General features: G+C 71.5%; 23 protein-coding genes and 1 riboswitch. Of the genes, 7 read left to right on the top strand and 16 right to left on the bottom strand.

Translation table 11 applies throughout. The annotated features are described in order from the left end of the window. Positions 1–21: 21 nt before the first annotated feature. From ACF07V_RS16560 to ribD, 8 genes are all read right to left on the bottom strand, one after another. A complete protein-coding gene (locus ACF07V_RS16560; RefSeq protein WP_392154747.1) occupies positions 22–474 on the bottom strand; it encodes a PH domain-containing protein in 453 nt (150 codons plus the stop codon). 44 nt (positions 475–518) lie between these two features. Continuing rightward, a complete protein-coding gene (gene hisG, locus ACF07V_RS16555; protein WP_392154746.1) occupies positions 519–1,367 on the bottom strand; it encodes an ATP phosphoribosyltransferase in 849 nt (282 codons plus the stop codon). A gap of 51 nt (positions 1,368–1,418) precedes the next feature. Further along, the gene (locus ACF07V_RS16550; protein ID WP_116162050.1) at positions 1,419–1,691 is read right to left on the bottom strand and encodes a phosphoribosyl-ATP diphosphatase; all 273 of its coding nucleotides are present in this window, start codon (positions 1,689–1,691) and stop codon (positions 1,419–1,421) included. Between the two features lie 35 nt (positions 1,692–1,726). Next, on the bottom strand, positions 1,727–2,212 hold the full coding sequence (gene ribH, locus ACF07V_RS16545) for a 6,7-dimethyl-8-ribityllumazine synthase (RefSeq protein ID WP_024760819.1): 486 nt from the start codon (positions 2,210–2,212) through the stop codon (positions 1,727–1,729). 62 nt (positions 2,213–2,274) lie between these two features. Further along, positions 2,275–3,552: a bifunctional 3,4-dihydroxy-2-butanone-4-phosphate synthase/GTP cyclohydrolase II gene (locus ACF07V_RS16540; protein WP_392154744.1), complete on the bottom strand. Its 1,278-nt coding sequence runs from the start codon at positions 3,550–3,552 to the stop codon at positions 2,275–2,277. Continuing rightward, positions 3,549–4,124, bottom strand: coding sequence for a nicotinamide riboside transporter PnuC (locus ACF07V_RS16535; protein WP_392154930.1), 576 nt, complete (start codon positions 4,122–4,124; stop codon positions 3,549–3,551). The genes ACF07V_RS16540 and ACF07V_RS16535 overlap by 4 nt, the downstream gene beginning before the upstream one ends. Positions 4,125–4,192: 68 nt before the next feature. Further along, positions 4,193–4,801: a riboflavin synthase gene (locus tag ACF07V_RS16530; protein ID WP_086824182.1), complete on the bottom strand. Its 609-nt coding sequence runs from the start codon at positions 4,799–4,801 to the stop codon at positions 4,193–4,195. A 2-nt stretch (positions 4,802–4,803) separates the two neighbouring features. Continuing rightward, positions 4,804–5,898, bottom strand: a complete 1,095-nt coding sequence (gene ribD, locus ACF07V_RS16525; RefSeq protein WP_392154743.1) for a bifunctional diaminohydroxyphosphoribosylaminopyrimidine deaminase/5-amino-6-(5-phosphoribosylamino)uracil reductase RibD — start codon at positions 5,896–5,898, stop codon at positions 4,804–4,806. 172 nt (positions 5,899–6,070) lie between these two features. Continuing rightward, positions 6,071–6,201: riboswitch (FMN riboswitch) on the bottom strand. Between the two features lie 244 nt (positions 6,202–6,445). Between ribD and ACF07V_RS16520 the strand changes: the two genes are divergently transcribed. Together ACF07V_RS16520 and ACF07V_RS16515 are read left to right on the top strand one after the other, a co-directional pair. Continuing rightward, a complete protein-coding gene (locus tag ACF07V_RS16520) occupies positions 6,446–8,818 on the top strand; it encodes a chitinase C-terminal domain-containing protein (RefSeq protein WP_392154742.1) in 2,373 nt (790 codons plus the stop codon). 143 nt (positions 8,819–8,961) lie between these two features. Then, positions 8,962–9,705, top strand: coding sequence for an SDR family oxidoreductase (locus tag ACF07V_RS16515; protein ID WP_392154740.1), 744 nt, complete (start codon positions 8,962–8,964; stop codon positions 9,703–9,705). A 46-nt stretch (positions 9,706–9,751) separates the two neighbouring features. Here ACF07V_RS16515 and ACF07V_RS16510 read toward each other — a convergent pair whose 3' ends face one another. Beyond that, on the bottom strand, positions 9,752–10,876 hold the full coding sequence (locus ACF07V_RS16510) for an ROK family transcriptional regulator (RefSeq protein ID WP_392154738.1): 1,125 nt from the start codon (positions 10,874–10,876) through the stop codon (positions 9,752–9,754). Between the two features lie 119 nt (positions 10,877–10,995). On the opposite strand from ACF07V_RS16510, the gene ACF07V_RS16505 reads away from it, so the two are divergent. The 3 genes from ACF07V_RS16505 (at position 10,996) to ACF07V_RS16495 (ending at position 14,539) form a co-directional block, all read left to right on the top strand. Continuing rightward, on the top strand, positions 10,996–12,210 hold the full coding sequence (locus ACF07V_RS16505) for an MFS transporter (protein WP_392154736.1): 1,215 nt from the start codon (positions 10,996–10,998) through the stop codon (positions 12,208–12,210). 153 nt (positions 12,211–12,363) lie between these two features. Beyond that, a complete protein-coding gene (locus ACF07V_RS16500) occupies positions 12,364–13,758 on the top strand; it encodes a uracil-xanthine permease family protein (protein WP_392154734.1) in 1,395 nt (464 codons plus the stop codon). 73 nt (positions 13,759–13,831) lie between these two features. After that, positions 13,832–14,539, top strand: coding sequence for a DUF5995 family protein (locus tag ACF07V_RS16495; protein WP_392154732.1), 708 nt, complete (start codon positions 13,832–13,834; stop codon positions 14,537–14,539). A 10-nt stretch (positions 14,540–14,549) separates the two neighbouring features. Here the strand turns inward: ACF07V_RS16495 and ACF07V_RS16490 are convergent, their stop codons facing one another. Both ACF07V_RS16490 and ACF07V_RS16485 read right to left on the bottom strand, forming a co-directional pair. After that, on the bottom strand, positions 14,550–16,247 hold the full coding sequence (locus tag ACF07V_RS16490) for a flavin monoamine oxidase family protein (RefSeq protein ID WP_392154730.1): 1,698 nt from the start codon (positions 16,245–16,247) through the stop codon (positions 14,550–14,552). Between the two features lie 85 nt (positions 16,248–16,332). Further along, complete coding sequence (locus ACF07V_RS16485; protein ID WP_392154728.1) at positions 16,333–17,139, bottom strand: carbon-nitrogen hydrolase family protein; 807 nt, start codon at positions 17,137–17,139, stop codon at positions 16,333–16,335. A gap of 287 nt (positions 17,140–17,426) precedes the next feature. Between ACF07V_RS16485 and ACF07V_RS16480 the strand changes: the two genes are divergently transcribed. After that, positions 17,427–17,981, top strand: coding sequence for a Repetin (locus ACF07V_RS16480; RefSeq protein ID WP_392154727.1), 555 nt, complete (start codon positions 17,427–17,429; stop codon positions 17,979–17,981). A gap of 81 nt (positions 17,982–18,062) precedes the next feature. Here ACF07V_RS16480 and ACF07V_RS16475 read toward each other — a convergent pair whose 3' ends face one another. Together ACF07V_RS16475 and ACF07V_RS16470 are read right to left on the bottom strand one after the other, a co-directional pair. Then, positions 18,063–18,518, bottom strand: a complete 456-nt coding sequence (locus ACF07V_RS16475) for an Lrp/AsnC family transcriptional regulator (protein WP_015032260.1) — start codon at positions 18,516–18,518, stop codon at positions 18,063–18,065. Between the two features lie 10 nt (positions 18,519–18,528). Continuing rightward, complete coding sequence (locus ACF07V_RS16470; RefSeq protein ID WP_392154725.1) at positions 18,529–20,016, bottom strand: amino acid permease; 1,488 nt, start codon at positions 20,014–20,016, stop codon at positions 18,529–18,531. Between the two features lie 351 nt (positions 20,017–20,367). Here ACF07V_RS16470 and ACF07V_RS16465 point away from each other — a divergent pair, with 351 nt between their 5' ends. Further along, positions 20,368–21,363: a GDSL-type esterase/lipase family protein gene (locus ACF07V_RS16465; protein ID WP_392154928.1), complete on the top strand. Its 996-nt coding sequence runs from the start codon at positions 20,368–20,370 to the stop codon at positions 21,361–21,363. Positions 21,364–21,871: 508 nt separating this feature from the next. Here ACF07V_RS16465 and ACF07V_RS16460 read toward each other — a convergent pair. The 3 genes from ACF07V_RS16460 to ACF07V_RS16450 all read right to left on the bottom strand — a co-directional run bounded on the left by ACF07V_RS16460 (position 21,872) and on the right by ACF07V_RS16450 (position 24,193). Beyond that, positions 21,872–23,314 (bottom strand): GuaB1 family IMP dehydrogenase-related protein, encoded by a 1,443-nt coding sequence (locus ACF07V_RS16460; RefSeq protein ID WP_392154723.1) that lies wholly within the window; start codon positions 23,312–23,314, stop codon positions 21,872–21,874. A gap of 101 nt (positions 23,315–23,415) precedes the next feature. After that, positions 23,416–23,751 carry a barstar family protein gene (locus tag ACF07V_RS16455; protein ID WP_392154722.1) on the bottom strand — a complete coding sequence of 112 codons (336 nt, stop codon included), beginning with the start codon at positions 23,749–23,751 and terminating at the stop codon, positions 23,416–23,418. After that, entirely contained in the window at positions 23,741–24,193 is a 453-nt protein-coding gene (locus ACF07V_RS16450; RefSeq protein ID WP_392154721.1) for a ribonuclease domain-containing protein, read from the bottom strand. The genes ACF07V_RS16455 and ACF07V_RS16450 overlap by 11 nt, the downstream gene beginning before the upstream one ends. Between the last annotated feature and the right edge of the window lie 49 nt (positions 24,194–24,242).

Genomic DNA, 24,242 nt, shown 5'->3' with positions numbered 1-24,242 from the left:
CCGCCAGGCCGGATCGGGGTGTCAGCGGGTCTCCGCGCTGGTTCCGCGGCTTTCCGCGAGGGCCCGCAGGGCGCGGGCGTCGCGGATCGCCGATTCCTTGGCGATCCCGGGCTGGATGCCGAGCGCGGGCATGCTCGTGCCGTCGCTCAGGTCCAGGAACACCCAGGGGTCGCCGGGGCGGAGGTTGACCTTGAGGATCTCCGCCCAGGCGAGGCGGCGGCTCCTGGTGATGTTGACGACCGTCACGCCGTCCTCGTCGGCGACGACCTTGGGCCGGCTGAGGAGGACCAGGACCCCGGAGAGCAGCGCCGCGGTGAAGACGAAGCTGGCCCGCTCCCCCGGTCCGAGACGCTCCAGCATCAGCGCGACGGCCGTGATGACGACGAACATCGCGAGACCCATGGTCAGCAGGATCGCCCGGGTGCGACCGGGGCGGAAGGTGACCGGAAGGTCGGGCGTCGTGGACTGCGACATCGGGGGTTCCTCAGTGCCTGGTGGGACGTGCGGGCCTGGAGCCGTCAGAGGCGGCAGGCGTGGATGGCGGTGGTGAGGATGGCGCGGGCGCCGATCTCGTACAGGTCGTCCATGATCTGCTGCGCCTCCTTGGCGGGGACCATCGCGCGGACGGCGACCCAGCCCTCGTTGTGCAGCGGGGAGACGGTCGGCGACTCCAGGCCCGGGGTGAGGGCGACGGCCTGCTCCAGGTGCTCGGCCCGGCAGTCGTAGTCCATCATCACGTACGAGCGGGCGACGAGGACGCCTTGGAGGCGGCGCAGGAACTGCTGCACCTGCGGGTGGTCGTCGGAGGCGCCGTGGCGGCGGATGACGACGGCCTCGGAGGTCAGGATCGGCTCACCGATGACCTCCAGGCCCGCGTTGCGCAGGCTGGTGCCGGTCTCCACGACGTCCGCGATGACCTGGGCGACGCCCAGCTGGATCGCGGTCTCGACGGCGCCGTCCAGGTGGACGACGGAGGCGTCGATGCCCTGGTCGGCGAGGTGCTTGGCGACGATGCCCTCGTAGGAGGTGGCGATCGTCATGCCGCCGAAGTCCTCGGGGCCGTTCGCGGTGCCCGGGCGGGTGGCGTAGCGGAAGGTGGAGCGGCCGAAGTTCAGCGGGAGGATCTCCTCGGCGCTGGCTCCGGAGTCCAGGAGCAGGTCACGGCCGGTGATGCCGATGTCCAGCTTCCCGGAGGCGACGTAGATCGCGATGTCCTTCGGCCGCAGGTAGAAGAACTCGACCTCGTTGTCGGGGTCGACGACCACCAGTTCCTTGGACTCCTTGCGCTGGCGGTAGCCGGCCTCATGGAGCATTGCCGACGCAGGTCCGGAGAGGGAACCCTTGTTGGGGACGGCGATGCGCAGCATGGGGTGAGCTTCCTTTGCCTGGGAGTTTTGGGGAGGGTGAGACGCGTGTGCTCAGAGGTGGGCGTAGACGTCGTCGAGCGAGATCCCGCGGGCGACCATCATCACCTGGACGTGGTACAGCAGCTGCGAGATCTCCTCGGCGGCAGCTTCCTTGCCCTCGTACTCGGCGGCCATCCAGACCTCGGCGGCCTCCTCGACGACCTTCTTGCCGATCGCATGGACGCCCTTGCCCACGAGCTCCGCGGTGCGGGAGGTGGCAGGGTCGCCGGTCTCGGCCTTGAGCTTGAGCTCGGCGAAGAGCTCTTCGAAGGTTTTGTTCGCCATGATGGTCCTAAGAGTACGGGGTAAGGGTCGCGTACTTAGCGCCAGGGTTCGCTGACCGTGCGCAGCGTCGTCGCGGTGGCGACGGCGGCGGTGACGGCCTCGTGGCCCTTGTCCTCGGAGGATCCTTCGAGGCCGGCGCGGTCGAGCGCCTGCTCCTCGTTGTCGACGGTGAGGACGCCGAATCCGACGGGTACGCCGGTGTCGATCGAGACCTGGGTGAGGCCGTGGGTGACGCCCTGGCACACGTACTCGAAGTGCGGCGTTCCGCCGCGGATGACGACGCCGAGCGCCACGATGGCATCGTAACCGCGCCCGGCGAGGACCTTCGCCACCACCGGGAGCTCGAAGCTGCCGGGGACGCGCAGGAGCGTCGGCTCGTCGATGCCGAGCTCGCTGAGGGCGCGCAGGGCGCCGTCGACGAGTCCGTCCATGATCTTCTCGTGCCACTGCGCCGCGATGACCGCGACCCGGAGGTCGCCGCAGTTCTTCACGCTGAGGACGGGTGCGCCCTTGCCGCTCATGTCTCTCCTAGCCGATGGAACGATTGGCCGATTGGCCGTTCAGTCGATTCGTACGTACGTGATCACTGGTTGTTGCAGGTGGAGGCCGGGGAGCCGTCCAGCCAGGGCAGGTCGTGCCCCATCCGGTCCCGCTTGGTGCGCAGGTAGCGGAGGTTGTGCTCGCCGGCCTGGACCGGCATGGGCTCCCGGCCCTCGACCCTCAGGCCGTGCGAGGTGAGGGCGTCGATCTTCTCGGGGTTGTTGGTCATCAGGCGCAGGCTGCGGACGCCGAGGTCGCCGAGGATCTGCGCGCCGGCCGCGTAGTCGCGGGCGTCGGCGGGCAGCCCGAGCTCCAGGTTGGCGTCGAGGGTGTCGCGGCCGCGCTCCTGGAGCTCGTACGCGCGCAGCTTGGACAGCAGGCCGATGCCGCGGCCCTCGTGGCCGCGCAGGTAGACGACGACGCCGCGCCCGGCCTCGGTGATGCGGTCCATGGAGGCCTGCAGCTGGGGGCCGCAGTCGCAGCGCAGGGAGTGGAAGATGTCGCCGGTGAGGCACTCGGAGTGGACGCGGACGAGGACGTCCTCGCCGTCGCCGATCTCACCGTGGACGAGGGCGACGTGCTCGACGCCGTCGACGGTGGAGCGGTAGCCGTACGCGGTGAACTCGCCGTGCGCGGTGGGCAGATGGACCTCGGCCTCGCGGCGGACGGTCGGCTCGGCGGAGCGCCGGTAGGCGATCAGGTCCTCGATGGAGATGATCGTCAGGCCGTGCTTGCGGGCGAACGGGACCAGCTCGGGCAGGCGCAGCATCACGCCGTCCTCGCCGGCGATCTCGACGATCGCGCCGGCCGGGCGGAGGCCCGCGAGGCGGGCGAGGTCGACGGCGGCCTCGGTGTGTCCGTTGCGGGCGAGGACGCCGCCGGGCTTGGCGCGCAGCGGGAAGATGTGGCCGGGGCGGACGAAGTCGGAGGGCTCGTGGCTGCCGGAGGCCAGCATCCGCAGGGTGGTGGCGCGGTCGGCGGCGGAGATGCCGGTGCTGACGCCGTGGGCGGGGGACGCGTCGACGGAGACGGTGAAGGCCGTGCGCATCGACTCGGTGTTGTGCTCGACCATCTGCGGGAGTTCGAGGCGCCGCAGCTCCTCGTCCTCCATGGGGGCGCAGATCAGGCCGCGGCACTCGCTCATCATGAAGGCGACGATCTCGGGGGTGGCCTTCTCGGCGGCGATGACGAGGTCGCCCTCGTTCTCGCGGTCCTCGTCGTCGACGACGACGACGGGCCGGCCGGCGGCGATGTCGCGGATGGCCTGCTCGACGGGGTCGAGGGCGAGGTCGGTGGCGTCCCAGAGGGGATGGGCGCTCATGCGTGGGCTCCTTCCAGGACGGTGGTGGCGCGGGAGCGCAGCCACCAGTCGCGCATGCCCCACAGGACGAGCGCGCCGTAGATGACGTAGACGAAGCCGGAGAAGGCGTAGCCGTTGGCGAAGTTCAGGGGGACGCCGACCAGGTCGACGAGCAGCCAGGCGAACCAGAACTCGACCATGCCGCGGGCCTGGGCGTACATGGCCACGACGGTGCCCACGAAGATGTAGGCGTCGGGCCAGGGGTCCCAGGACAGGTCCGGGAAGGCCTTGAAGAGCATGGCCACCGCGACGGTGCCGACGGCGGCCGCGGCGACCATGGCGGCACGCTCGCCCCAGGTGGCGAAGCGCACGGCGATGTGGCCGTCCGCGCCCTTCCCCTTGCCGCGCTGCCACTGCCACCAGCCGTACAGCGCCACGAGCATGACGACGACCTGCTTGCCGGCGCTGCCCGCGAGGTGACCGAAGAAGGCGCTGAAGAGGATGAGACCGGCGAGGAACTGGACGGGCCAGGTCCAGACGGAGCGGCGCCAGCCGAGGGCGAGGGCGGCGAGTCCGAAGATGTTGCCGATCATGTCGGACCAGATGATCTTCTGGTCGAGGACGGTGAACGCCTCGGAGTTGAGACCGGAGTTGAGCCAGTTCACTTCTCGTTCTCCTTGGCGTCCGCGCCGAGCAGCCGCTCGACGTACTTGGCGATGACGTCCACTTCGAGGTTGACCGGGTCGCCGGACTGCTTGATGCCGAGCGTGGTCAGGTCGAGGGTGGTCGGGATGAGGCTGATGGTGAACCAGTCGTCCGCGACCTCGACGACGGTGAGGCTGACGCCGTCGACCGTGATCGAGCCCTTCTCGACGACGTACCGGGAGAGGTGGGCGGGCAGGCCGACCTTGACCAGTTCCCAGTGCTCGGACGGGGTCCGCTCCAGGATGGTGCCGGTGCCGTCGACGTGGCCCTGGACGATGTGACCGCCGAGGCGGCCGCCGACGGCCATGGGCCGCTCCAGGTTGACGCGGGAGCCGACTTCGAGGGCGCCGAGGCTGGACCGCTTGAGGGTCTCGGCCATGACGTCGGCGGTGAACTCGCCGTCGCCGAACTCGACGACCGTGAGACAGACACCGTTGACGGCGATGGAGTCGCCGTGCTGGGCGCCTTCCGTGACCAGGGGGCCGCGCAGCCGGAAGCGGGAGGCGTCCTCCAGCTGCTCGACGGCGACGACCTCGCCCAGTTCTTCGACGATTCCGGTGAACACGGTCAGGCTCCCTTGGGGGTCGGGACGGTGGGAACGGCGGTGATGCGGATATCGGATCCGATGCGCACGGTGTCGATGACGTCGAGCCGCAACGCATGCGTGATCGTGGAGATTCCGGCGTCGGCGAGGGCCGCGGGGCCCGCGCCGAGGAGTACCGGGGCGAGGTAGCCGACGACCTGGTCGACGGCGCCCGCGGCGATGAAGGCGCCCGCGAGGGTGGGGCCGCCTTCGAGGAGGATCGAGCGGACACCGCGCGCGTACAGCTGCGTGAGCAGCTGGTGCACGCCGATGCGGCCGTCGTGCACGGGCAGCCGGAGCAGCTCGACGCCGGGCAGGTGCCGGGTGTCGGCGTCCTCGCCGACGACCAGCAGGGTGGGCGCGGCGTCGTCGAGGATCCGGGCGGTGGGCAGCACCCCGGCGCGGGTGTCGAGGGCGACCCGCAGCGGCTGGGTGACGTCCTCGATGCCGCGGACGGCGAGGTGCGGATCGTCGGCGCGCAGCGTCCCGCCGCCGACGACGACGGCGTCGGCCTCGGCGCGCAGCCGGTGGACGTCGGCGCGGGACTCGGCGGAGCTGATCCAGCGGGAGGTGCCGTCGGCGGCGGCGATCCGGCCGTCGAGGGTGGCGGCGTACTTCCAGCGGACGAAGGGGCGGCCCGCGCGCACGGAGGTGAGCCAGGCGATGTTGCCGGCCTCGGCCTCGGCCTCCAGGAGGCCCTGCTCGACCTCGATCCCGGCGGCGCGGAGGGTGTCGGCACCGCCCGTGGCCTGCGGGTTCGGGTCGGCGACCGCGTACACGACCCGGCTGATCCCGGCCTCGATCAGAGCCTGGGCGCAGGGGCCGGTGCGGCCGGTGTGGTTGCAGGGTTCGAGGGTGACGTAGGCCGTGCCGCCGCGGGCCAGGACGCCGGCCGCGCGCAGGGCGTGGACCTCGGCGTGGGGGCCGCCGGCGCGCTGGTGGAAGCCTTCGCCGACCTGGTGTCCGGAGGCGTCGGTGATGACGCAGCCGACGACCGGGTTGGGGCTGGTGGCGCCGAGTCCGCGTGCGGCGAGCTCGACGGCGCGTCGCATGGCGGTGGTGTCGGCCTGCTGGGCCACCGGGTCCTCCTGCCTCTTCGGGCACGGACTCCGGGGCCTGTCGATGACGACAGAGAGCGGGTACGACGCTTCGCATGGGTATGCCGGTACGGCCGGAGGTCTGCGGGTGCGCCGACGGAAGACGGCCACCAGCGGACGTACGGCCGGCACACCCCTGGAGAGGGGTCGCCCGCCGCGCACTGCCTCCCATCCGGACTTTCACCGTCGGTCCAGGAATTTCACCTGGTCAACCGGCCGCTGGCTTGCGGACGGGTCGCGGACTATACCGCCGGTTCGGAATTACACCGACCCCGGAGTGCGCTGCTGCTGATACAGGGCCAGTGTGCCACGAGCGGCGTGGGGCGCCAGACCCGAACCCTGTGGGTTGGCTCACAGACTCCCAGAGTTGCCTTCTTTGGTCCAGACCTATTGACGCACTGGTCTAGTCCTCTTAATCTCCGTGTCACCTCCGAGGTAACGGCCCGTCGGCGTGCGCACTCCACGGGCCCAACACGTACCACCCCCTTGTTCGTTGCGTGTTCCCCCGCCTCCCCAGGAGGGCCCCACCGTGCTGTCCCCCACCGCCAAGAGAGCCTCGCTGTTCGCGTCCGGTGCCGCCGTCGCCGGGCTGCTGCTCAGCTCCCTCTCCGGCGGCGTCTCGTACGCCGCCGACAACGAGTCCTGTCGTCCCGACGGGCTCTACAAGACCCCGGGCGTCGACGTCCCGTACTGCTCGGTCTACGACACCGAGGGCCGCGAGAAGATGGGCGCGGACCACCAGCGCCGGGTCATCGGATACTTCACCGGCTGGCGCACCGGCAAGAACGGCCAGCCCGCGTACCTGGCCAAGGACATCCCGTGGGACAAGATCACCCACATCAACTACGCCTTCGGCCACATCGGCGGCGACAACAAGCTCTCCGTGGGCACGGACGGCCCCGACAACGCCGCCACCGGGATGACCTGGCCCGGTGTCGCGGGCGCCGAGATGGACCCCGCCTACGCGTACAAGGGCCACTTCAACCTGCTCAACAAGTTCAAGAAGCAGCACCCGAACGTCAAGACGCTGATCTCGGTCGGCGGCTGGGCGGAGACGGGCGGCTACTTCGCGGACAACGGCGACCGGGTCAACTCCGGCGGCTTCTACTCGATGGCCACCAACGCCGACGGTTCGGTCAACCAGGCCGGGATCGACACCTTCGCGAACTCGGCCGTCGACTTCATCCGCAAGTACGGGTTCAACGGCGTCGACATCGACTACGAGTACCCGACCACGATGAAGGACGCGGGCAACCCGCTCGACTGGCAGCTCGCCAACGCGCGCCGCGCCGGGCTCGTGCAGGGCTACGCGGCCCTGATGAAGTCCCTGCGCGAGAAGCTGGACACGGCCGGCGCCACCGACGGCAAGCACTACCTGCTGACCGTCGCCGCCCCCTCCTCCGGCTACCTGCTGCGCGGCATGGAGACCTTCCAGATGCAGAAGTACCTGGACTACGTCAACATCATGTCCTACGACCTGCACGGCGCCTGGAACGAGTACGTCGGCCCCAACGCCTCGCTCTTCGACGACGGCAAGGACGCCGAGCTCGCCGCGGCCAACGTCTACGGCTCCTCGCAGTACGGCTCCATCGGCTACCTCAACACCGACTGGGCGTACCACTACTTCCGCGGCTCCATGCCGGCCGGCCGCATCAACATCGGCCTGCCGTACTACACCCGCGGCCACAAGAACGTGCAGGGCGGCACCGACGGCCTGTGGGGCAAGGCCTCCGCGACCACCTGTCCGGCCGGAGCCGGCCTGACCAAGTGCGGCGACGGCGCCACCGGCATCGACAACCTCTGGCACGACAAGGACACCAACGGTGTCGAGTCGCCCGCCGGATCCAACCCGATGTGGCACGCGAAGAACCTGGAGAAGGGGATCGTCGGCGACTACGTCACCCAGTACGGCTTCCCCGCCACCACCACGCTGACCGGCACCTACGCCCGCAAGTACGACGCGACCCTGGTCGCGCCGTGGCTGTGGAACGCCGAGAAGAAGGTCTTCCTCTCCACCGAGGACGAGCAGTCCGTGGCCGCCAAGGCCGACTACGTGGTCGACCGCGGCATCGGCGGCACCATGGTCTGGGAGATGGCCGGCGACTACGCCTGGAACGCCACCAAGGGCCAGTACGAGATGGGCTCCACGCTCACCTCGCTGATGTACGACAAGTTCAAGGCGGCCACCCCGTACGGCGCGAAGAAGTCGAACAAGGCGCTGCCGACCCAGGCCGTGAAGATCGACACCCAGTTCACCGAGTTCAAGCTGGGCGACTCGAACTACCCGATCACCCCGAAGATCAAGATCACCAACAACACGGCGACGACCCTGCCCGGCGGTACGGAGTTCCAGTTCGACTACGGCACCTCCGCCCCGAACAACGCCTCCGACCAGTCCGGCTTCGGCACGAAGGTCATCAGCAGCGACCACACGGGCTCCAACGTGGGCGGCCTGAAGGGCGACTTCCACCGCGTCTCCCTGAAGCTCCCGGCCTGGCAGTCCCTCGCCCCGGGCGCGACGGTCGACCTGGCCTTCAACTACTACCTGCCGGTGTCCACCCCCTCCAACTGGACGGTGAACATCAACGGCACGACGTACGCCCTCGCCGGTGACCTGGCGCGCGGCACGACGGTCGTGGAGCCGGGCACCACCACCCCGCCGACCACGCCCCCGACGACCGAGCCCACCACCCCGCCGACGACGACTCCCCCGACCACGCCTCCGACGACGCCGCCCACCACGGGCTGCACCGCCCCGGCGTACGTGGCCGGCACGATCTACAACGCCGGCAACGAGGTCTCCCACAAGGGCCACAAGTGGAAGGCCCAGTGGTGGACCCAGAACGAGGAGCCGGGCACGACCGGTGACTGGGGCGTCTGGAAGGACCTCGGCGCCTGCTGAAGCGCTCCCTCCGACGACCCTCGGCTGAACCCCCGGCGGCGGTCACTCACGGCCCTTGCCGCCGCCGGGCCCACCGCGCCGCGCCCCCCTGTCCGGGGCGCGGCGCGGTCGCGTTCCCGCTCCGGGGCGGTCAGGCTTGAGGCATGAGCACGATCCTGGTGACCGGCGGCACGGGAACGCTCGGACGGCCCGTCTGCGAGCGGCTGCGCGCCGACGGCCACGAGGTGCGGGTGCTCAGCCGGCACTCACCGCCGTACGCCGTCGACCTGCGCAAGGGCGGACCGGTGCTCGACCGGGCGGTCGACGGGGTGGACGCTGTCGTCCACTGCAGCAACATCCGGCGCGGCGACAAGGAGGCGGCCCGCCTCCTGATCGAGGCCGTGCGGCGGGCCGGGGTGCCGCACCTGCTGTACATCTCGATCATCGGTGTCGACCGGGTGCCGCTCGGCTACTTCCGGACCAAGTACGCCGTGGAGCGCATGATCCAGGGCTCCGGCACCCCGTGGACCCTGCTGCGCGCCACCCAGTTCCACGATCTGGTCGTCCAGCTCTTCCAGGTGCTCGCCAAGCCGCCCGTGATGCCGCTGCCCAGGGACGTCCGGGCCCAGCCGGTGGAGGTGACGGAGGTGGCGGCGCGCCTCTCCGAGCTCGCCGCCGGGCCCCCGGCGGGCCGGGTGGAGGACATGGCCGGCCCGGAGATCCGTACGTTCCCGGAGCTGGCCCATGCCTATCTGCGGGCCACCGGCGGCCGGCGCCGCCTCCTGGAGATGCCACTGCCGGGCCGCGTCTACGCGGGACTGCGCCGCGGCGACCTGCTGGCGCCGGAACGGGCGGTGGGCCGGGTGACCTTCGAGGAGTACCTCGCGCGGCGCTACGACACCCCCTAGGGGTGTCTCGGCGAGCCCGGCCTGATCGGCAGGACGCCCCCTTGGCCTACGGGAACAGCTCGTCCTGGGCCGCGTCCCGCGCCCGGAGCAGGGCGCCGCGCAGGACCGCCGCGTCACCCAGGGCGGTGGCGCGGACCTCCGTGCGGAGCGGGGAGAGGGCCGCGAGTTCGGCCTCCACGCGCGCGGCGAGCCCGGCCCCGCCCTGGTGGCCGGTCTCCCCGGCGAGGACCACGCAGCCGGGGTCGAGGACGGAGACGACGGCGGCCGCGCCGACGGCGAGGCGGCGGGCGAGGGCGTCGAGGAAGGGGCCGTGGCCCGAGGCCAGCGCGTCCGCCGGGTCGAGGCCGTGGGCGGCGGCGAGGGTGTCCACGGCCGCCGCGCAGGCCAGCTCGTGGAAGCCGCCGTCGCAGCCGGTGGCCGAGGGCAGCCCGGAGGTGCCCGGGACCGGTAGGAAGCCGATCTCCCCCGCGCCGCCGGAGGCTCCCCGGCGCAGCCGGCCGTCGAGCACGACGGCGGCGCCGACGCCCTGGCCGAGCCAGAGCAGCACGAAGTCCTCGCGGTCGCGGGCGGCGCCCTCGCGGAGTTCGGCGACGGCGGCCAGGTTGGTCTCGTTCTCGACGAGGACGTGGGCGGGCAGTCGTTCCTGGAGGACGCCGACGAGCCGCCGGTGCCAGGCGGGCAGCCCGGAGGAGTCGCGCAGCTCGCCGGTGGCGGGGTCGATGAGCCCGGGGGCGCCGACGGCGACGCTGTGCAGCCGGTCGGCGCCCGCCTCCTTCACGGTCCGCTCCAGGAGCGCGACCGCCTTCTCGACGGCCGGTCCCGTGCCGTGGTCGTCGCCGACGGGGACGGAGGCCTCGGCGAGGGTGGTGCCGAGGAGATCGGCGACGGTGACGGAGACCGAGCGGGTCCGGACGTCGAGGGCGGCGAGGTGGGCGCGGTCGGCGACGATCCCGTACAGCTTGGCGTTGGGACCGCGGCGCTCGGCTCCGGCCTCGCCGACGACGTGGACGAGGCCCGAGCCCTGGAGCCGCTCGACGAGGTCGGCGACGGTCGGGCGGGAGAGTCCGGTGAGCGTCTTGAGCTGAGTGGCCGTCAACGGACCTTCGTCCTGGAGCAGTCGCAGGGCGAACCGGTCGTTGATGGCTCGTGCGGTGCTCGGGGATGCGGCCATGCGGCGATCCTCTCAGACGCGTGGGGAGCGGGACTCCCTCCCACGGTCTATTTATCAGGCAGGGTTCCTGATAGTTTACGCGGCACAACGAGGCACCACCACGACCACAGGGAGGGCCCATGGCGGCGGAGACCGTCACAAGCACCGATCGCCTCCGGCGGGCGCGCTTCGCCGTCGCCGCCGTCTTCTGCGTCCACGGCGCGGTCACCGGCAGCTTCGCGACCCGGATCCCCTGGATCCAGGAACACGCGGGCGTCAGCGCCGGGCAGCTCGGGCTCGCGCTCGCCTTCCCCGCGCTCGGCGCCTCCCTCGCGATGCCGCTCGCCGGGGCCGTCTCGCACCGCTTCGGCGCCCGCACCGCGCTCCGCGGCCTGCTCGCCCTGTGGACGCTCGCCCTCACCCTGCCCTCGCTCGCCCCGAACATCTGGGGGCTGTGCGGCGCGCTCCTCGTGTACGGGGCGACGGCGGGCATGTCCGACGTGGCGATGAACGCGCTCGGCGTCGAGACCGAGAACCGGCTCGGCAGGTCCATCATGTCCAGCCTGCACGGCATGTGGAGCGTGGGCGCCCTGCTCGGCTCCGCCGCCGGCACGGTCGCCGCGCACCTCGGCGGCGACGCCCGGCTCCACCACCTGATCGCGGCCCTCGTGCTCACCGCACTCGGCCTGGTCTTCTGCCAGGGCGTGCTGGACGTCCGCAGCACCCCGGAGGAGGAGCCGCCGCCGCGCTTCTCGCTGCCGCCGAGGTCCGCGCTGATCATCGGCGCCATCGGCTTCTGCGGGGTGTTCGCGGAGGGCGCCAGCCTCGACTGGTCGGCCGTCTACCTCCGGGACGAGCTGGGCAGCTCGGCGGGGCTCGCGGCCGCCTCCACGACCGCCTTCGCGCTGACGATGGCGGTGGCGCGGCTGGTCGGCGACCGGGTGGTGGACCGCTTCGGCGCGGTCCGTACGGTACGGGTCGGGGGCGCCGTCGCCACCCTCGGCGGGGTCCTGGTGGTCCTCGCCCCGCACGCCGCCGTCGCGATGGCCGGTTTCGGTCTGATCGGGCTCGGGATCGCCGTCGTCGTCCCGCTGGCCTTCGCCGCGGCCGGGCACAGCGGCCCGAACCCGAGCCAGGCCATCGCGGGCGTCGCCACCATCACGTACACCTCGGGGCTGATCGCCCCCTCGGCGATCGGCGGCATCGCCGACGCGACCTCGCTCGTCTTCTCCTTCGGCCTGGTCACCCTGCTCGCCCTGGGTCTCGTGCTCGGCGCGGGCGTGCTCAGGACGGGCGGCCGGGAGGCGGCGTCGTCGACACCCGCGCCCGCGAAGAGCGCCGGCCCGGTGGGCTAGGGGGTGTCCGACCATTCACGTCGGATCAGGCCGGGGCCTCCGGTGCCGGTCGTCCGGAATCCGGTCCGGCGGTGGCACATACCGCGCATACCATGTGGCTGATCTTTTGCGGTCGCGACACGGCCGCCGGAACCGGAGAACGGGAGCGACCTCATGAACCTCGGCGTGCGCTGGACCCTGCACGGCGACGGGAGAACACCCGCTCCGGGAGCGGTCGTCCGTCCGGACGAACGGCTCTCCTGGCCCCGTACGGTCGGCCTCGGCGCCCAGCACGTCGTCGCGATGTTCGGCGCCTCCTTCGTCGCCCCGGTCCTCATGGGGCTCGACCCGAACCTCGCGATCATGATGTCCGGTGTCGCGACCGCGATCTTCCTGCTCGCGACCCGCGGCACCGTCCCGTCCTACCTGGGCTGCTCGCTCTCCTTCGTCGGCGTCGCCGCCGCCATCCGCGCCTCCGGCGGCACCAGCGCCACGGTGACCGGCGCGGTCCTCGTCGTCGGCGCGGTGCTCTTCCTGGCCGGTCTCGCCGTCCGGAGGTTCGGCGCCCGGATCATCCACGCGGCGATGCCGCCGATCGTGACCGGCGCCGTCGTCATGCTGATCGGCTTCAACCTGGCGCCGGTCACCGCCTCGACGTACTGGCCGCAGGACCAGTGGACGGCCCTGCTCGTGATGCTGTTCACCGGCCTGGCCGTGGTCTGTCTGCGCGGCTTCTGGTCCCGGATCGCGATCTTCCTCGGCCTGGTCTTCGGCTATGCGATCTCCTGGGTCTTCGACCTCGTCTTCGGCAAGATCCACTCGGTGTCCCCGGGCGGCCAGGTCACCGACCACTGGCGGCTCGACCTCTCCGGCGTCTCCCAGGCCGACTGGATCGGCCTGCCGTCCCTCCACGGCCCGAGCTTCGAGTGGTCCGCGATCCTCGTCGCGCTGCCCGTGGTCATCGCCCTGATCGCCGAGAACGCCGGACACGTCAAGGCCGTCGGCGAGATGACCGGCGACAACCTGGACGACCAGCTCGGCACCGCGATCGCCGCAGACGGCGCCGCCTCGATGCTGTCGACGGCCGTGGGCGGCCCGCCGAACACCACGTACTCCGAGAACATCGGCGTCATGGCCGCCACCCGCGTCTACTCGACCGCCGCCTACTGGGCCGCCGCCGGCTTCGCGCTGCTCTTCGGTCTCTGCCCCAAGTTCGGCGCGGTCGTCGCGGCGATCCCCGGCGGTGTCCTCGGCGGCATCACCGTCATCCTGTACGGCATGATCGGCCTGCTCGGCGCCCAGATCTGGATCAACGCCAAGGTCGACCTGCGCAATCCGCTCAACCTGGTCCCTGCCGCCGCCGGCATCATCATCGGCGTCGGCGGCGTGAAGCTGACCTTCACCGACACCTTCGAGCTGGGCGGCATCGCCCTCGGCACGATCGTCGTCATCACCGGCTACCACGTGCTGCGCGCCTTCGCCCCGGCGCACCTCAAGACGCAGGAGCCGCTCCTCGACGCCGGCACCAGCTCGTACGAGACGCAGCCGGACAACGTGTCGAAGAACTGAGTGATTCGCCCGTTCTGGGTAAGCCGGGCCCGATGAGTTCCCTGCCGGGCCCGGCGGCTGGGAGCCTGCCCCCATGGCGCAGACCCGGTGTACCGAAGAGCGGATCGGACAGTTCCTGGCGGTCGACCCCGTGGTGGACCGGATGCGGGCCCTGCGGGGCGCCTGGCATCCGGCCGACGGGGTCGCCGTCTTCAACCGGGTCTATCTGACGGTCACCGAGGAGATCGGCCACGCCATCGAGGCGGGCACCTTCGCCGACCGGAGGGCCGCCGCCACCCTCGACGTCCGGTTCGCCGAGCGCTATCTCGCGGCGGTCGACGCCGTCACCACCGGCCGCCCCGCGCCCGCGTGCTGGCGGCCCCTCTTCCACTACCGCCGCCATCCCGGCGTACGGCCGCTGCAGTTCGCGCTCGCCGGGATCAACGCCCACATCGGCCACGACCTGGCGCTCGCGGTCGTCGACGCCTGCCGGACCCTGGAGTGCGCGCCGGACGACCTGGAGGACGAGTTCGACCGGGTCGGCGACATCCTCGTCCTCCTGGAGGAGCGCATCCGGGAGGAACTGATGCCGGGCCCGGACCTCCTGGAGATCGCGGACCCGCTGACACATCTGCTCGGCTGCTGGAGCCTGGACCGGGCGAGGGACGGCGCGTGGCTCGCCGCGCGCTCGCTCTGGCAGCTGCGCGGCCTGCCCGAGCTCGCCGGGGAGTTCACCGAGCGCCTCGACCGGTCGGTGGGCCTGGTGGGCCGGATGCTGCTGACCCCGCTCACCAGGCCCTGAACCGTACGGCTCAGTCCTCCGGCAGCTCGACCGGGGCGATCTCGTCGTACACGTCGCCCGGACCCGGGTTGGTGCCGTCGGTCGCGCCGCCGAAGTGGTTCATGACGCCCCAGACCGCGTTGAGCGCCGTCTGCACCGCGCCCTCGGCCCAGCCGGCCGTCCAGGAGATGTCGTCGCCGGCGAGGAAGATGCCCCGCTTGTCCTCGGGCAGCCGGTCCTGCATGAAGTGCGTGAACAGGCGGCGCTGGTAGCGGTAGTGGCCCGGCAGGTTCGCCTTGAAGGCGCCCATGAAGAAGGGCTCGTTCTCCCAGGAGACCGTCACCGGGTTGCCGATGATGTGCTTCCGGATGTCGACCTTCGGGTAGATCTCGCCGAGCGACTTCAGCATGACCTCCATGCGCTCGTTCGCCGAGAGCGGCAGCCACTTCAGGCTGTCGTCGCACCAGGTGTACGAGAGGCAGATGACGGCCGGCTTGTCCGGGCCCTCGTCCAGGAGGTAGGTGCCGCGGGTCATCCGGTCGGTCAGCGTCATCGACATGACGTCCCGGCCGGTCTCCTCGTCCTTGTCCAGCCAGAACGGCCGGTCGACGGGGACGAACAGCTTCGAGGACTCCATGTAGTGGGTGCGCTCGATCGCGGTCCAGTGGTCGATCGGGAAGAGCGAGTCGTCGCAGGCGATCTTGGACAGCAGCATCCAGGACTGGGCGGTGAAGATCGCCGCCTGGTACGTACGGATGTCGCCGGAGGCGTCGGTGACCGTGATCCGGTTGCCGGCGGTCCGGTTCAGCCGGGTCACGGCCGGCTTCGGGGCGCCCTCGTGCAGGGAGCTGAGCGAGGTGCCCTGCGCCCAGTGGACGATCTTCTCCGGCTCGCGCTCCCACAGGCGCAGCGGCAGCTGCTGCGAGCCGCCGACGATGCCGCGGTGGTGGTCGTCGGCCTCGGTGTAGACGACGCGGAGGATCTCCAGGATGGAGTTGGGGAAGTCGGTGTCCCAGCCGCCGGTGCCGAAGCCGACCTGGCCGAAGATCTCGCGGTGCCGGAAGGACTTGAAGGCCTCGGAGTCGCAGAGGAAGCCGTAGAAGGTCTGGTTGTCGAGCTTCTCGACGAGCTTCGACCAGATCTCGCGGATGCGCGGGACGTCGCGCTCGCGCATGGCCTGGTTCATGTCGGAGAAGTCGGCGCCCTCGTCCAGACAGGCGTTCCACGCGTTCATCACGTCGCGGTAGACCTGCGGGAGGTCGTCGACGGTGGTGGCGTAGTGCGACTCGCCCTTGAGGTCGACGACGGTCGACGGGGTCGACTCGGCCAGCGGGTTCGGGAAGGGCTTGGTCTCCAGGCCGACCAGGTCGATGTAGTGCTGGAGCGCGGTCGAGGAGGGCGGGAAGCGCATGGCGCCCATCTCGGCGGTGAGGCCCTCGGTGCCGGTGCCCTCGAAGCCGACGGTGCGCAGCCGGCCGCCGATCTCGTCGGCCTCGTAGACGACGGGCTTGAGGCCCATCTTCATGAGCTCGTAGGCGGCGATGATGCCGGAGAGCCCGCCGCCGATGACCGCGACCTCGGTGCCGTGCTCGGTGGCCGGTATCTGGCCGAGCCCGGCCGGGTGGGCCAGGAAGTCGTCGTAGGCGTACGGGAAGTCCGGACCGAACATGGTGATCGGCGGCTGGCCGTCGCTGTGGGGGACGGCGGTCGTGGGCACCGTGGACGTCATGGGGTACGGACTCCTTGCACGGAAAAAGGTGAAGCGGGGAGGGTGGGGGCGGCGGGGGCCGGTGCGGACTCGGCTCGGACTCGGCTCAGACGAGGGGGCCGTAGAGGTCCGGGCGCCGGTCGCGGAGGTAGGGGTTCTCCTCGCGGGAGGCCGCGAGGAGGGCCGGGTCGACGTCGCCGAGGACGAGGTCCTCGCCGCGACCGGCGCGGGCCCGGGGAGTGCCGTCGGGGCCGGCCAGGGTGGAGAGGCCGACGAACTCGAAGTCGCCCTCGGGGCCGGTCCGGTTGGCGTACGCGATGTAGAGCTGGTTCTCGAAGGCGCGGACCGGCACCACGGAGAGGGGCACGACCTCGGCGGGGTGCATGAGCGCGGTCGGTACGAGGAGGAGGTCCGTACCGGCCAGCGCGTGCGCCCGCACGTTCTCGGGGAACTCGACGTCGTAGCAGATCATCATGCCGACGGTGAGCCCGTCGAGCTCCGCCTGGACGACCGGCTGGTCACCGGGGGTGAACCACTGCGTCTCGAAGCCCCCGAAGAGGTGGGTCTTGCGGTACTGCACGAGCGGCACGCCGTCGGCGCCGATGAGCTGCGCGGCGTTGTACAGGACGCCGTGCCGCTCGGTGTCCCGCTCCGGGTAGCCGTAGCCGACGGCCAGGCCGTGGCGCACGGCGATCGCCGCGACGGCGCGGGCGGAGGGGCCGTCGGACGGCTCGGCCAGGCGCGCGATGTCGGCGCCGATGGCGTAGCCGGTGAGGAAGAGCTCGGGGGCGAGCAGCACGCTCGCGCCGGCGGCCGCGGCGCGGGCGGCGGCCTCGTCGAGGATCTTGAGGTTGGCGGCCACGTCACCGAGCTCGCCTGAGCTCTGGAGCAGGGCGGTGCGCAGCGCGGGCATCGGCGATCCTCGGGGGTCGAAAGTTGAGGGGGAAGACGTCAAAAACGGTACGGTTTCGCGCTCTCCCGGGACAAGGCGGCAGCGTTGCGGACCGACCGTCGAACCGTTGCGCGATCGACGGCCGGGGCGTCGATTCGTTGCGTACGGCTCCGACCGGGGTCGTACGGCTCCCCCGCCGCGCGGCGGAGACGAGGACCGTTCTGTGGCGCGACGCCGCGGCGGGACCTGCGCGGAAGAGTGGTGGTCGTCCGGAAGACCCGCCGGACGACCTGCCGAAAGGGACCACGATGAAGCGCCGCACGAAGACCGTCGCCGTCGCCGCCGCGATTCTGCTCACGCTGGGGGCCGGGGGTGTCGCCGTCGCCTCGGGGGACCACTCCCCCGCCCCGGCCGCCGTCTCGGAGGCCGCCGCGCTGACCGGCACCGCGAAGCTGTACCGGCCGGCCGGGGACGACATCACGTTCAGCTTCGACGCGCATCTGGCCGGGGCCGACCGGCAGGATCCGATGAAGGCCACCGGAACGTTCCGCTTCAGCCACTACAAGGGCGACTGGGGCGGATACGCGAAGGTCAAGGTGGACTGCCTCACCACGGGCGGCAAGGTGGCCGTGGTGTCCGGCGTCGTCGTGGAGACCGATGTGAAGGAGTTCAAGAAGGCGCGCGTCGGCGTCACGGTGCACGACGATCCCGCCGGTGACCGGCTCGGCTACACCTGGATGACCGCGGACCCGCAGAAGGACAAGGTGCCGCCGTGCATCAGCGGCGCGCCGTTCGAGAAGGTCGAGGAGGGGACGGGCGACTTCAAGGTGCTGCCCTGGGAGTTCGTCTACCCGACCGAGTAGACCGCCCCACGGGGGTGGGCGGGCGCGGGGCGGTGCGGGAACCACGGCCCGCACCGCCCGGGCCGCCCGCACCCGCGGGTGCTACGCCGGCGAGCCCGAGGAGAAGCGCCGCAGCAGCGGCGAGAGCACCAGGACGGACTTGGTGCGCTCCACGAAGGGCTCGCCCGCGATCCGTTCCAGGACGCGCTCGAAGTGGCGCATGTCCGAGGCGAAGACCTGGACGACGGCGTCCGCGTCACCGGTGACGGTCGACGCGGACACCACCTCGGGGTACCGCTCCAGACCTCGCCGGATGTCGTCCGGCGAGGTGTTGTGGCGGCAGTAGATCTCGACGAAGCCCTCGGTCTCCCAGCCGAGCGCCGCCGGGTCCACCCGGACGGTGAATCCGGTGATGGCACCCTCGGCCCGGAGCCGGTCCACGCGCCGCTTCACGGCGGGGGCGGAGAGTCCGACCAGCGAGCCGATGTCGGCGTAGCTGCGGCGGGCGTCTTCCGCGAGGGCGTGGACGATGCGTTCGTCGAGGTCGTTGAGTCGCACTACGGGTGGATCACTTCTCTGCTGGAGCCTCTGCCAGGGCCGGAGCCGTGGCCAGTCGGGAGCGGCGCATGCCGTACAGGAAGTAGAACACGAGCCCGGCGGCCATCCAGCAACCGAAGACCACCCAGGTGACGGCGTCGAGGCCGAACATGTTGTACACGCAGAAGCCCAGGCCGAGGATCGGGAAGACCGGGCCGAGGGCCACCTTGAAGGTGCGCGGCATGTCCGGGCGGGTGCGGCGGAGCACGATGACCGCGATGTTGACCAGGCCGAAGGCGAAGAGCGTGCCGATGCTGGTGGCGTCGACGAGCTTGTAGAGCGGGACGACCGACGCGAGGACGGCGCAGAAGAGCGAGACGATGACCGTGTTGATGCGCGGGGTGCCGGTCTTGCCGCTGACCTTGCCGAAGACCTTGGGGACCAGACCGTCGCGGGACATCGCGAAGAGGATGCGGGTCTGGCCGTAGAGCACGGTGAGGACGACGCTGGCGATGGAGATGACCGCGCCGGCGGCGAGCATGGTGCCCCAGAAGGTCTGCCCGGTGACGTCGTTCATGATCGCCGCGAGCGTGGCCTCGGAGCCCTCGAACTCCTTCCAGTTCCACGCGCCGACCGCGACGGCGGCGACCAGGACGTAGAGGGCGGTGACGATGAGCAGCGAGAGCATGATCGCGCGGGGCAGGTCGCGCTTGGGGTTCTTCGCCTCCTCGCCGGCCGTGGAGGCGGCGTCGAAGCCGATGTACGAGAAGAAGAGGCTGGCGCTCGCGGCGCCAACACCGGTCATGCCGAGCGGCATGAAGTCCTTGTAGTTGCCGGACTTGAAGCCCATGAAGCCGATCGCGCAGAAGAGGGCAAGCGCGGCGATCTTCACCACGACCATGATCGTGTTGACGACGGCGGACTCGCGGGCGCCACCGAGCAGGAACACCATCGCGAGCAGGACGACGATCAGACCGGGCAGGTTGATGATGCCGCCCTCGCCCGGGGCCGAGGAGAGCACGTCGGGGATCGTGACGCCGATCGTGCCGTCGAGCAGCTCGTTGAGGTACTCGCCCCAGCCGACCGCGACGGCGGCGACGGAGACGCCGTACTCCAGGACCAGACACCAGCCGCAGACCCAGGCGACGAGTTCGCCCATCGTTGCGTACGCGTACGAGTACGAGGACCCGGCGACCGGTATGGAGCCCGCCAGCTCGGCGTACGAGAGAGCCGAGAACAGGGCCGTCAGGCCGGCGATCACGAAGGCGATCGTGACGGCCGGGCCGGCCTTCGGCACGGCGCCGCCGAGGACGACGAAGATGCCGGTGCCGAGCGTGGCGCCGATGCTGATCATGGTCAGCTGCCACATCGAGAGCGAGCGGCGGAGACTGCCGCCCTCACCCTGGCCACCCTCGTCGACCAGGCGTTCCACCGGCTTGCGCCGGACCAGTGCGCCGAGAACGGAGGTCTTCGGGGTGGTCGTGTCGTCGACCGGTGGGGCTGCGCCGTGATCCAGCACTGCGGAGGCTCCTTATCGCTGCCTGTAGGCGGAAGCGGGACCGCGGCGGTGCGTGGGCATGCCGAAGCAGGCCCACGGGGGACGGAAACCGCCGAGCAGGCGGTCGCCGCCACTCCTGGTACGGGGCACGAGCCTAAGGGGAAGTGCTTCGCAGTCGTAATGCAGGGTTGTTGCGCAGTGCCGGATGATCATTGCGCGCTTCGGGCACAGACGGGCAAACATTGCGCTCCCCCGCATGAATCGACACATCGGGGTGTGAACCGGCACGCGCACGCGTATGGACTCCTCGTGCGGAATGACCGACGCTGCGAGCCCCTGACGACCGCTCCCGACGCCACGATCGGAGACCCCGTGCACTGGCTCGACCCAGCACCGTTCCTGCGCGGCACGGCCTGGCTGGACCAGGGCCGGCCCGTACGCGCCGACCCCGACGACCTCGAACGGCTGCCGTGGGACATCGCCGAACGGGCCGCGCTGCCCATCGGGGTACGGATCGAGTTCACGGCCACGCCCGGTACGCGCGCGGTGGACCTCCGCTACCGGGCGACCGTCCCGGCGCCGGACGACCCGCTGCGGGAACTGCGCCACTGCTTCGCGCTCTGGCGGGGCACGCGGCTCGTCGGCGAGACGAACGCGACTCCGGCACCGGAGGCCGTCGTGAGGCTCCCCCTGCCCCCGGAGGGCGGCGTGTTCACCCTCCACCTCCCGGAGGGCCAGGCGCCCGTGCCGCTCGCCCTGCGGGCCGTCGGGGGCGCCCTCTCGCCCGCCCCGGCGCGGCCCCGCTGGCTCGTCCACGGCGACTCGATCACCGAGGGCTGGTGGTCGACCCGCCCGGCGCACTCGTGGCCGGCCACGGCGGGCCGGCTCCTGGGCCTGGACACGGTGAACCTGGGATACGCGGGCGGGGCCCGGGGCGAGCTGCCCCTGGCGGAACACCTGGCCCGGCTCCCGGGCGATCTGATCACCCTCGCTTTCGGCACCAACTGCTGGTCCCGGGTCCCCGCCACGGCGGACTGGCTCTACGCGACCGTCCGCGCCTTCGTGGGCCTCGTCCGCCGGGGCCACCCGGACACGCCGCTCCTGATCGTCTCGCCGGTCCTGCGCCCGGAGGCGGAGCACACCCGCAACGCCCTCGGCGCGACGCTCACGGAGCTGCGCAGGGCCATGGAGCGGGCGGGCCGGGACCTGGCGGCGGAAGGCGACCCCCACCTGCGGGTCCTCTCGGGCCGGCCGCTCCTGGGCCCGGAACACCTGGCGGACGGCTTGCACCCGAACGACGCGGGCCACAAGCGTCTGGGCACGGCGGTGGCGACGGCGCTGCGCGGCACCCTGCCCCCGGACCCGTGAGACCCCGCCACGCGCCAACTGGGCGGCGCCCCCGCCCACGTGGACCCGCGCCGCCGGTGTGGACGCGCGCCCCCCGCCCGCGTGGCCCTGCGCCCGCCCGTGCGCGCCCGCGCCGCCGCCCGCGTGGACCCGCTGCCCCCGCCCGTGTGGGCAATCGTCCCGCTGGGGCGGGACGGGTGGGCACACGGGACGGCGCCCCTGGCGGCGCCTCCGCCTTCCGCGCCTGGACCCGCACCACGAGTGGCGGCGCACAACGTGGTGCGGGTCCAGGCTCGGAAGCCTCTGGCGCCGGCAAGGCGCGGGTCCGTTGTGCCCACCCTCCCCCAAGCTCTCGGCTCCGCTCGAGCAGGGGGGACCCCCATCGCCCCAGCGGGACGATTGCCCACAACGGGGGCGGGTGGGTGGACACCGCCCCGGCGGAACGCATGCCCACAACGGGGGCGGGGCGCGCAACGACGGCGGGCCCCCGGGAGGTGGTTCTCCCGGGGGCCCGACGGCACACTAAGGACTAGCTCCAGCTCGCGTGCAGCGGCTTGCCCTCCGCGTAGCCCGCCGCCGACTGGATCCCGACCACCGACTTCTCCTCGAACTCGGCGAGCGAGGCCGCACCGGCGTAGGTGCAGGACGACCGCACGCCCGCGATGATCGAGTCGATCAGGTCCTCGACGCCCGGACGCTGCGGGTCGAGGAACATCCGCGAGGTGGAGATGCCCTCCTCGAACAGCGCCTTGCGGGCGCGGTCGTACGCGGACTCGTCCGACGTCCGGTTGCGGACGGCGCGGGCCGAGGCCATGCCGAAGGACTCCTTGTACGCACGGCCCTTGGCGTCGTGCTGGAGGTCGCCCGGGGACTCGTACGTCCCGGCGAACCAGGAGCCGATCATCACGTTGGACGCACCGGCGGCGAGCGCCATGGCGACGTCGCGCGGGTGACGGACACCGCCGTCGGCCCAGACGTGCTTGCCGTACTTCTTCGCCTCGGCGGCGCACTCCAGGACGGCCGAGAACTGCGGCCGGCCGACGCCGGTCATCATGCGGGTGGTGCACATGGCGCCGGGGCCGACGCCGACCTTGATGATGTCGGCGCCCGCCTCGATGAGGTCCTTGACGCCCTCGGCGGCGACGATGTTGCCCGCGACGATCGGGACCTGCGGGTCGAGCGCCCGCACGGTCCGGATGGCGGAGATCATCGACTCCTGGTGGCCGTGCGCGGTGTCGATGACGAGCGTGTCGACGCCCGCGTCGAGCAGCTGCTTGGCCTTGCCGGCGACGTCGCCGTTGATGCCGACGGCGGCGGCGATGCGGAGCCGTCCCTGGGCGTCGACGGCCGGGGAGTACAGGGTCGCGCGCAGGGCGCCCTTGCGGGTGAGGATGCCGACGAGCTTGCCGTCCGCGTCCACGGCCGGGGCGTAGCGCCGGTTGTGGGCGTCGAGGGTGTTGAAGGCCTCGCGCGGGTCGATGTCGGCGTCCAGGAGCAGCAGGTCCCTGGACATGACCTCGGAGAGCTGCGTGAAGCGGTCGACGCCGGAGAGGTCGGCGTCGGTGACGACGCCCACCGGACGGCGGTCCTCGTCGACGACGACACCGGCGTCGTGGGCGCGCTTCGGCAGCAGCGAGAGCGCGTCGGCGACGGTCTGGTGCGGCTCCAGCACGATCGGGGTGTCGAGGACGTGGTGGCGGCTCTTCACCCACGAGATGACGTCGGTGACGACCTCGATCGGGATGTCCTGCGGGATGACGACCAGGCCGCCGCGGCGGGCGACGGTCTCGGCCATCCGGCGGCCGGCGATGGCGGTCATGTTGGCGACGACGAGCGGGATGGTCGTCCCGGTCCCGTCGGGCGAGGAGAGGTCCACGGCCTGGCGGGAACCGACGGCCGAGCGGCTCGGCACCATGAACACATCGTCGTACGTCAGGTCGTAGGGCGGCTTGACGTCATTGAGGAAACGCACGTGCTGACATCCCAGTCGTTCGGATCGGCCCCTAGGCATTTCAGCCAGGGGAAAAAGCACGTAGTTCATTGTCCCACGCCGGTACGAATACCAGCCCCGGGCTAATCATCCGAGGCTTGCGACATGCCCTTTGTCGGATCCTCCGAAGGCTCGCCGAGGACGAGGAGGACGGAGAGGCTCGTGGGGCGTTCTTCGACGGCCGTGGCGAAGACCTCCTGGGCGGTTCCCCACTCACGCGGGCGCGTCCTGGCGTACGCCTGCCAGCCGGTGACGACGAGGGTGACCGGCTCCGGCAGGTCGGTGAGGCAGTCGGCGAGGGCGTCCCAGTTGCGGCCGAACCAGTCGGGCAGGGCGAGTGCCTCGGCGCACCGGTCCATGAGGGCGGCCTTGTCCGTGACTCCGGTCAGGTCGAGGACGACGGGGTCGTCAAGCCTCATCCGTGACCACCTCCCGGAAGGTCTCGTAGTGGTCGTCGGTGTAGTAGGTCTCGCCGCCGCGTCCGGTGACGATCCGGCGGGCCCCCCGGTCGCGTTCGCCGGGGGTCTTCACCGTGTACTCGTGGTAGTAGCCGCGCTCCTCGCGGGGCAGGACCCGCTCGAAGTTCGAGAAGACCGTGCCGTCCTTGGCGTACGGGAAGGGCCCGCCGCGCGCGATGAGGGCGAGTGTCTGCCGCGCCTCGGGCGGCAGCTGCGAGATCCGTACGGTGGGGAGCCCGGAGGTCCCGGTCGGCGCGGAGGCCGCGCCGGTCCCGGAGGTCGCGGTGGTACGGGTGGGGGCTTGGGCGGCGGTACCGGTCCCGCCGCCGCCCGCCGAGGAGCACCCGGCCAGGAGGACGGCGAGGACGAGCGCGAGGAGAACGCGCAGGGGCCGGAGCAGCATGTCCCGAACATATCGTCACGGTCGGCTCCGGCCCCTCTCGACAAGCGGT

The sequence above is a fragment of the Streptomyces sp. NPDC015661 genome (assembly GCF_043077765.1).
Taxonomy (GTDB): Bacteria; Actinomycetota; Actinomycetes; order Streptomycetales; family Streptomycetaceae; genus Streptomyces.
Note: the sequence above shows the minus strand (reverse complement) of the source record. Positions and strands in the feature narration are given on the sequence as shown.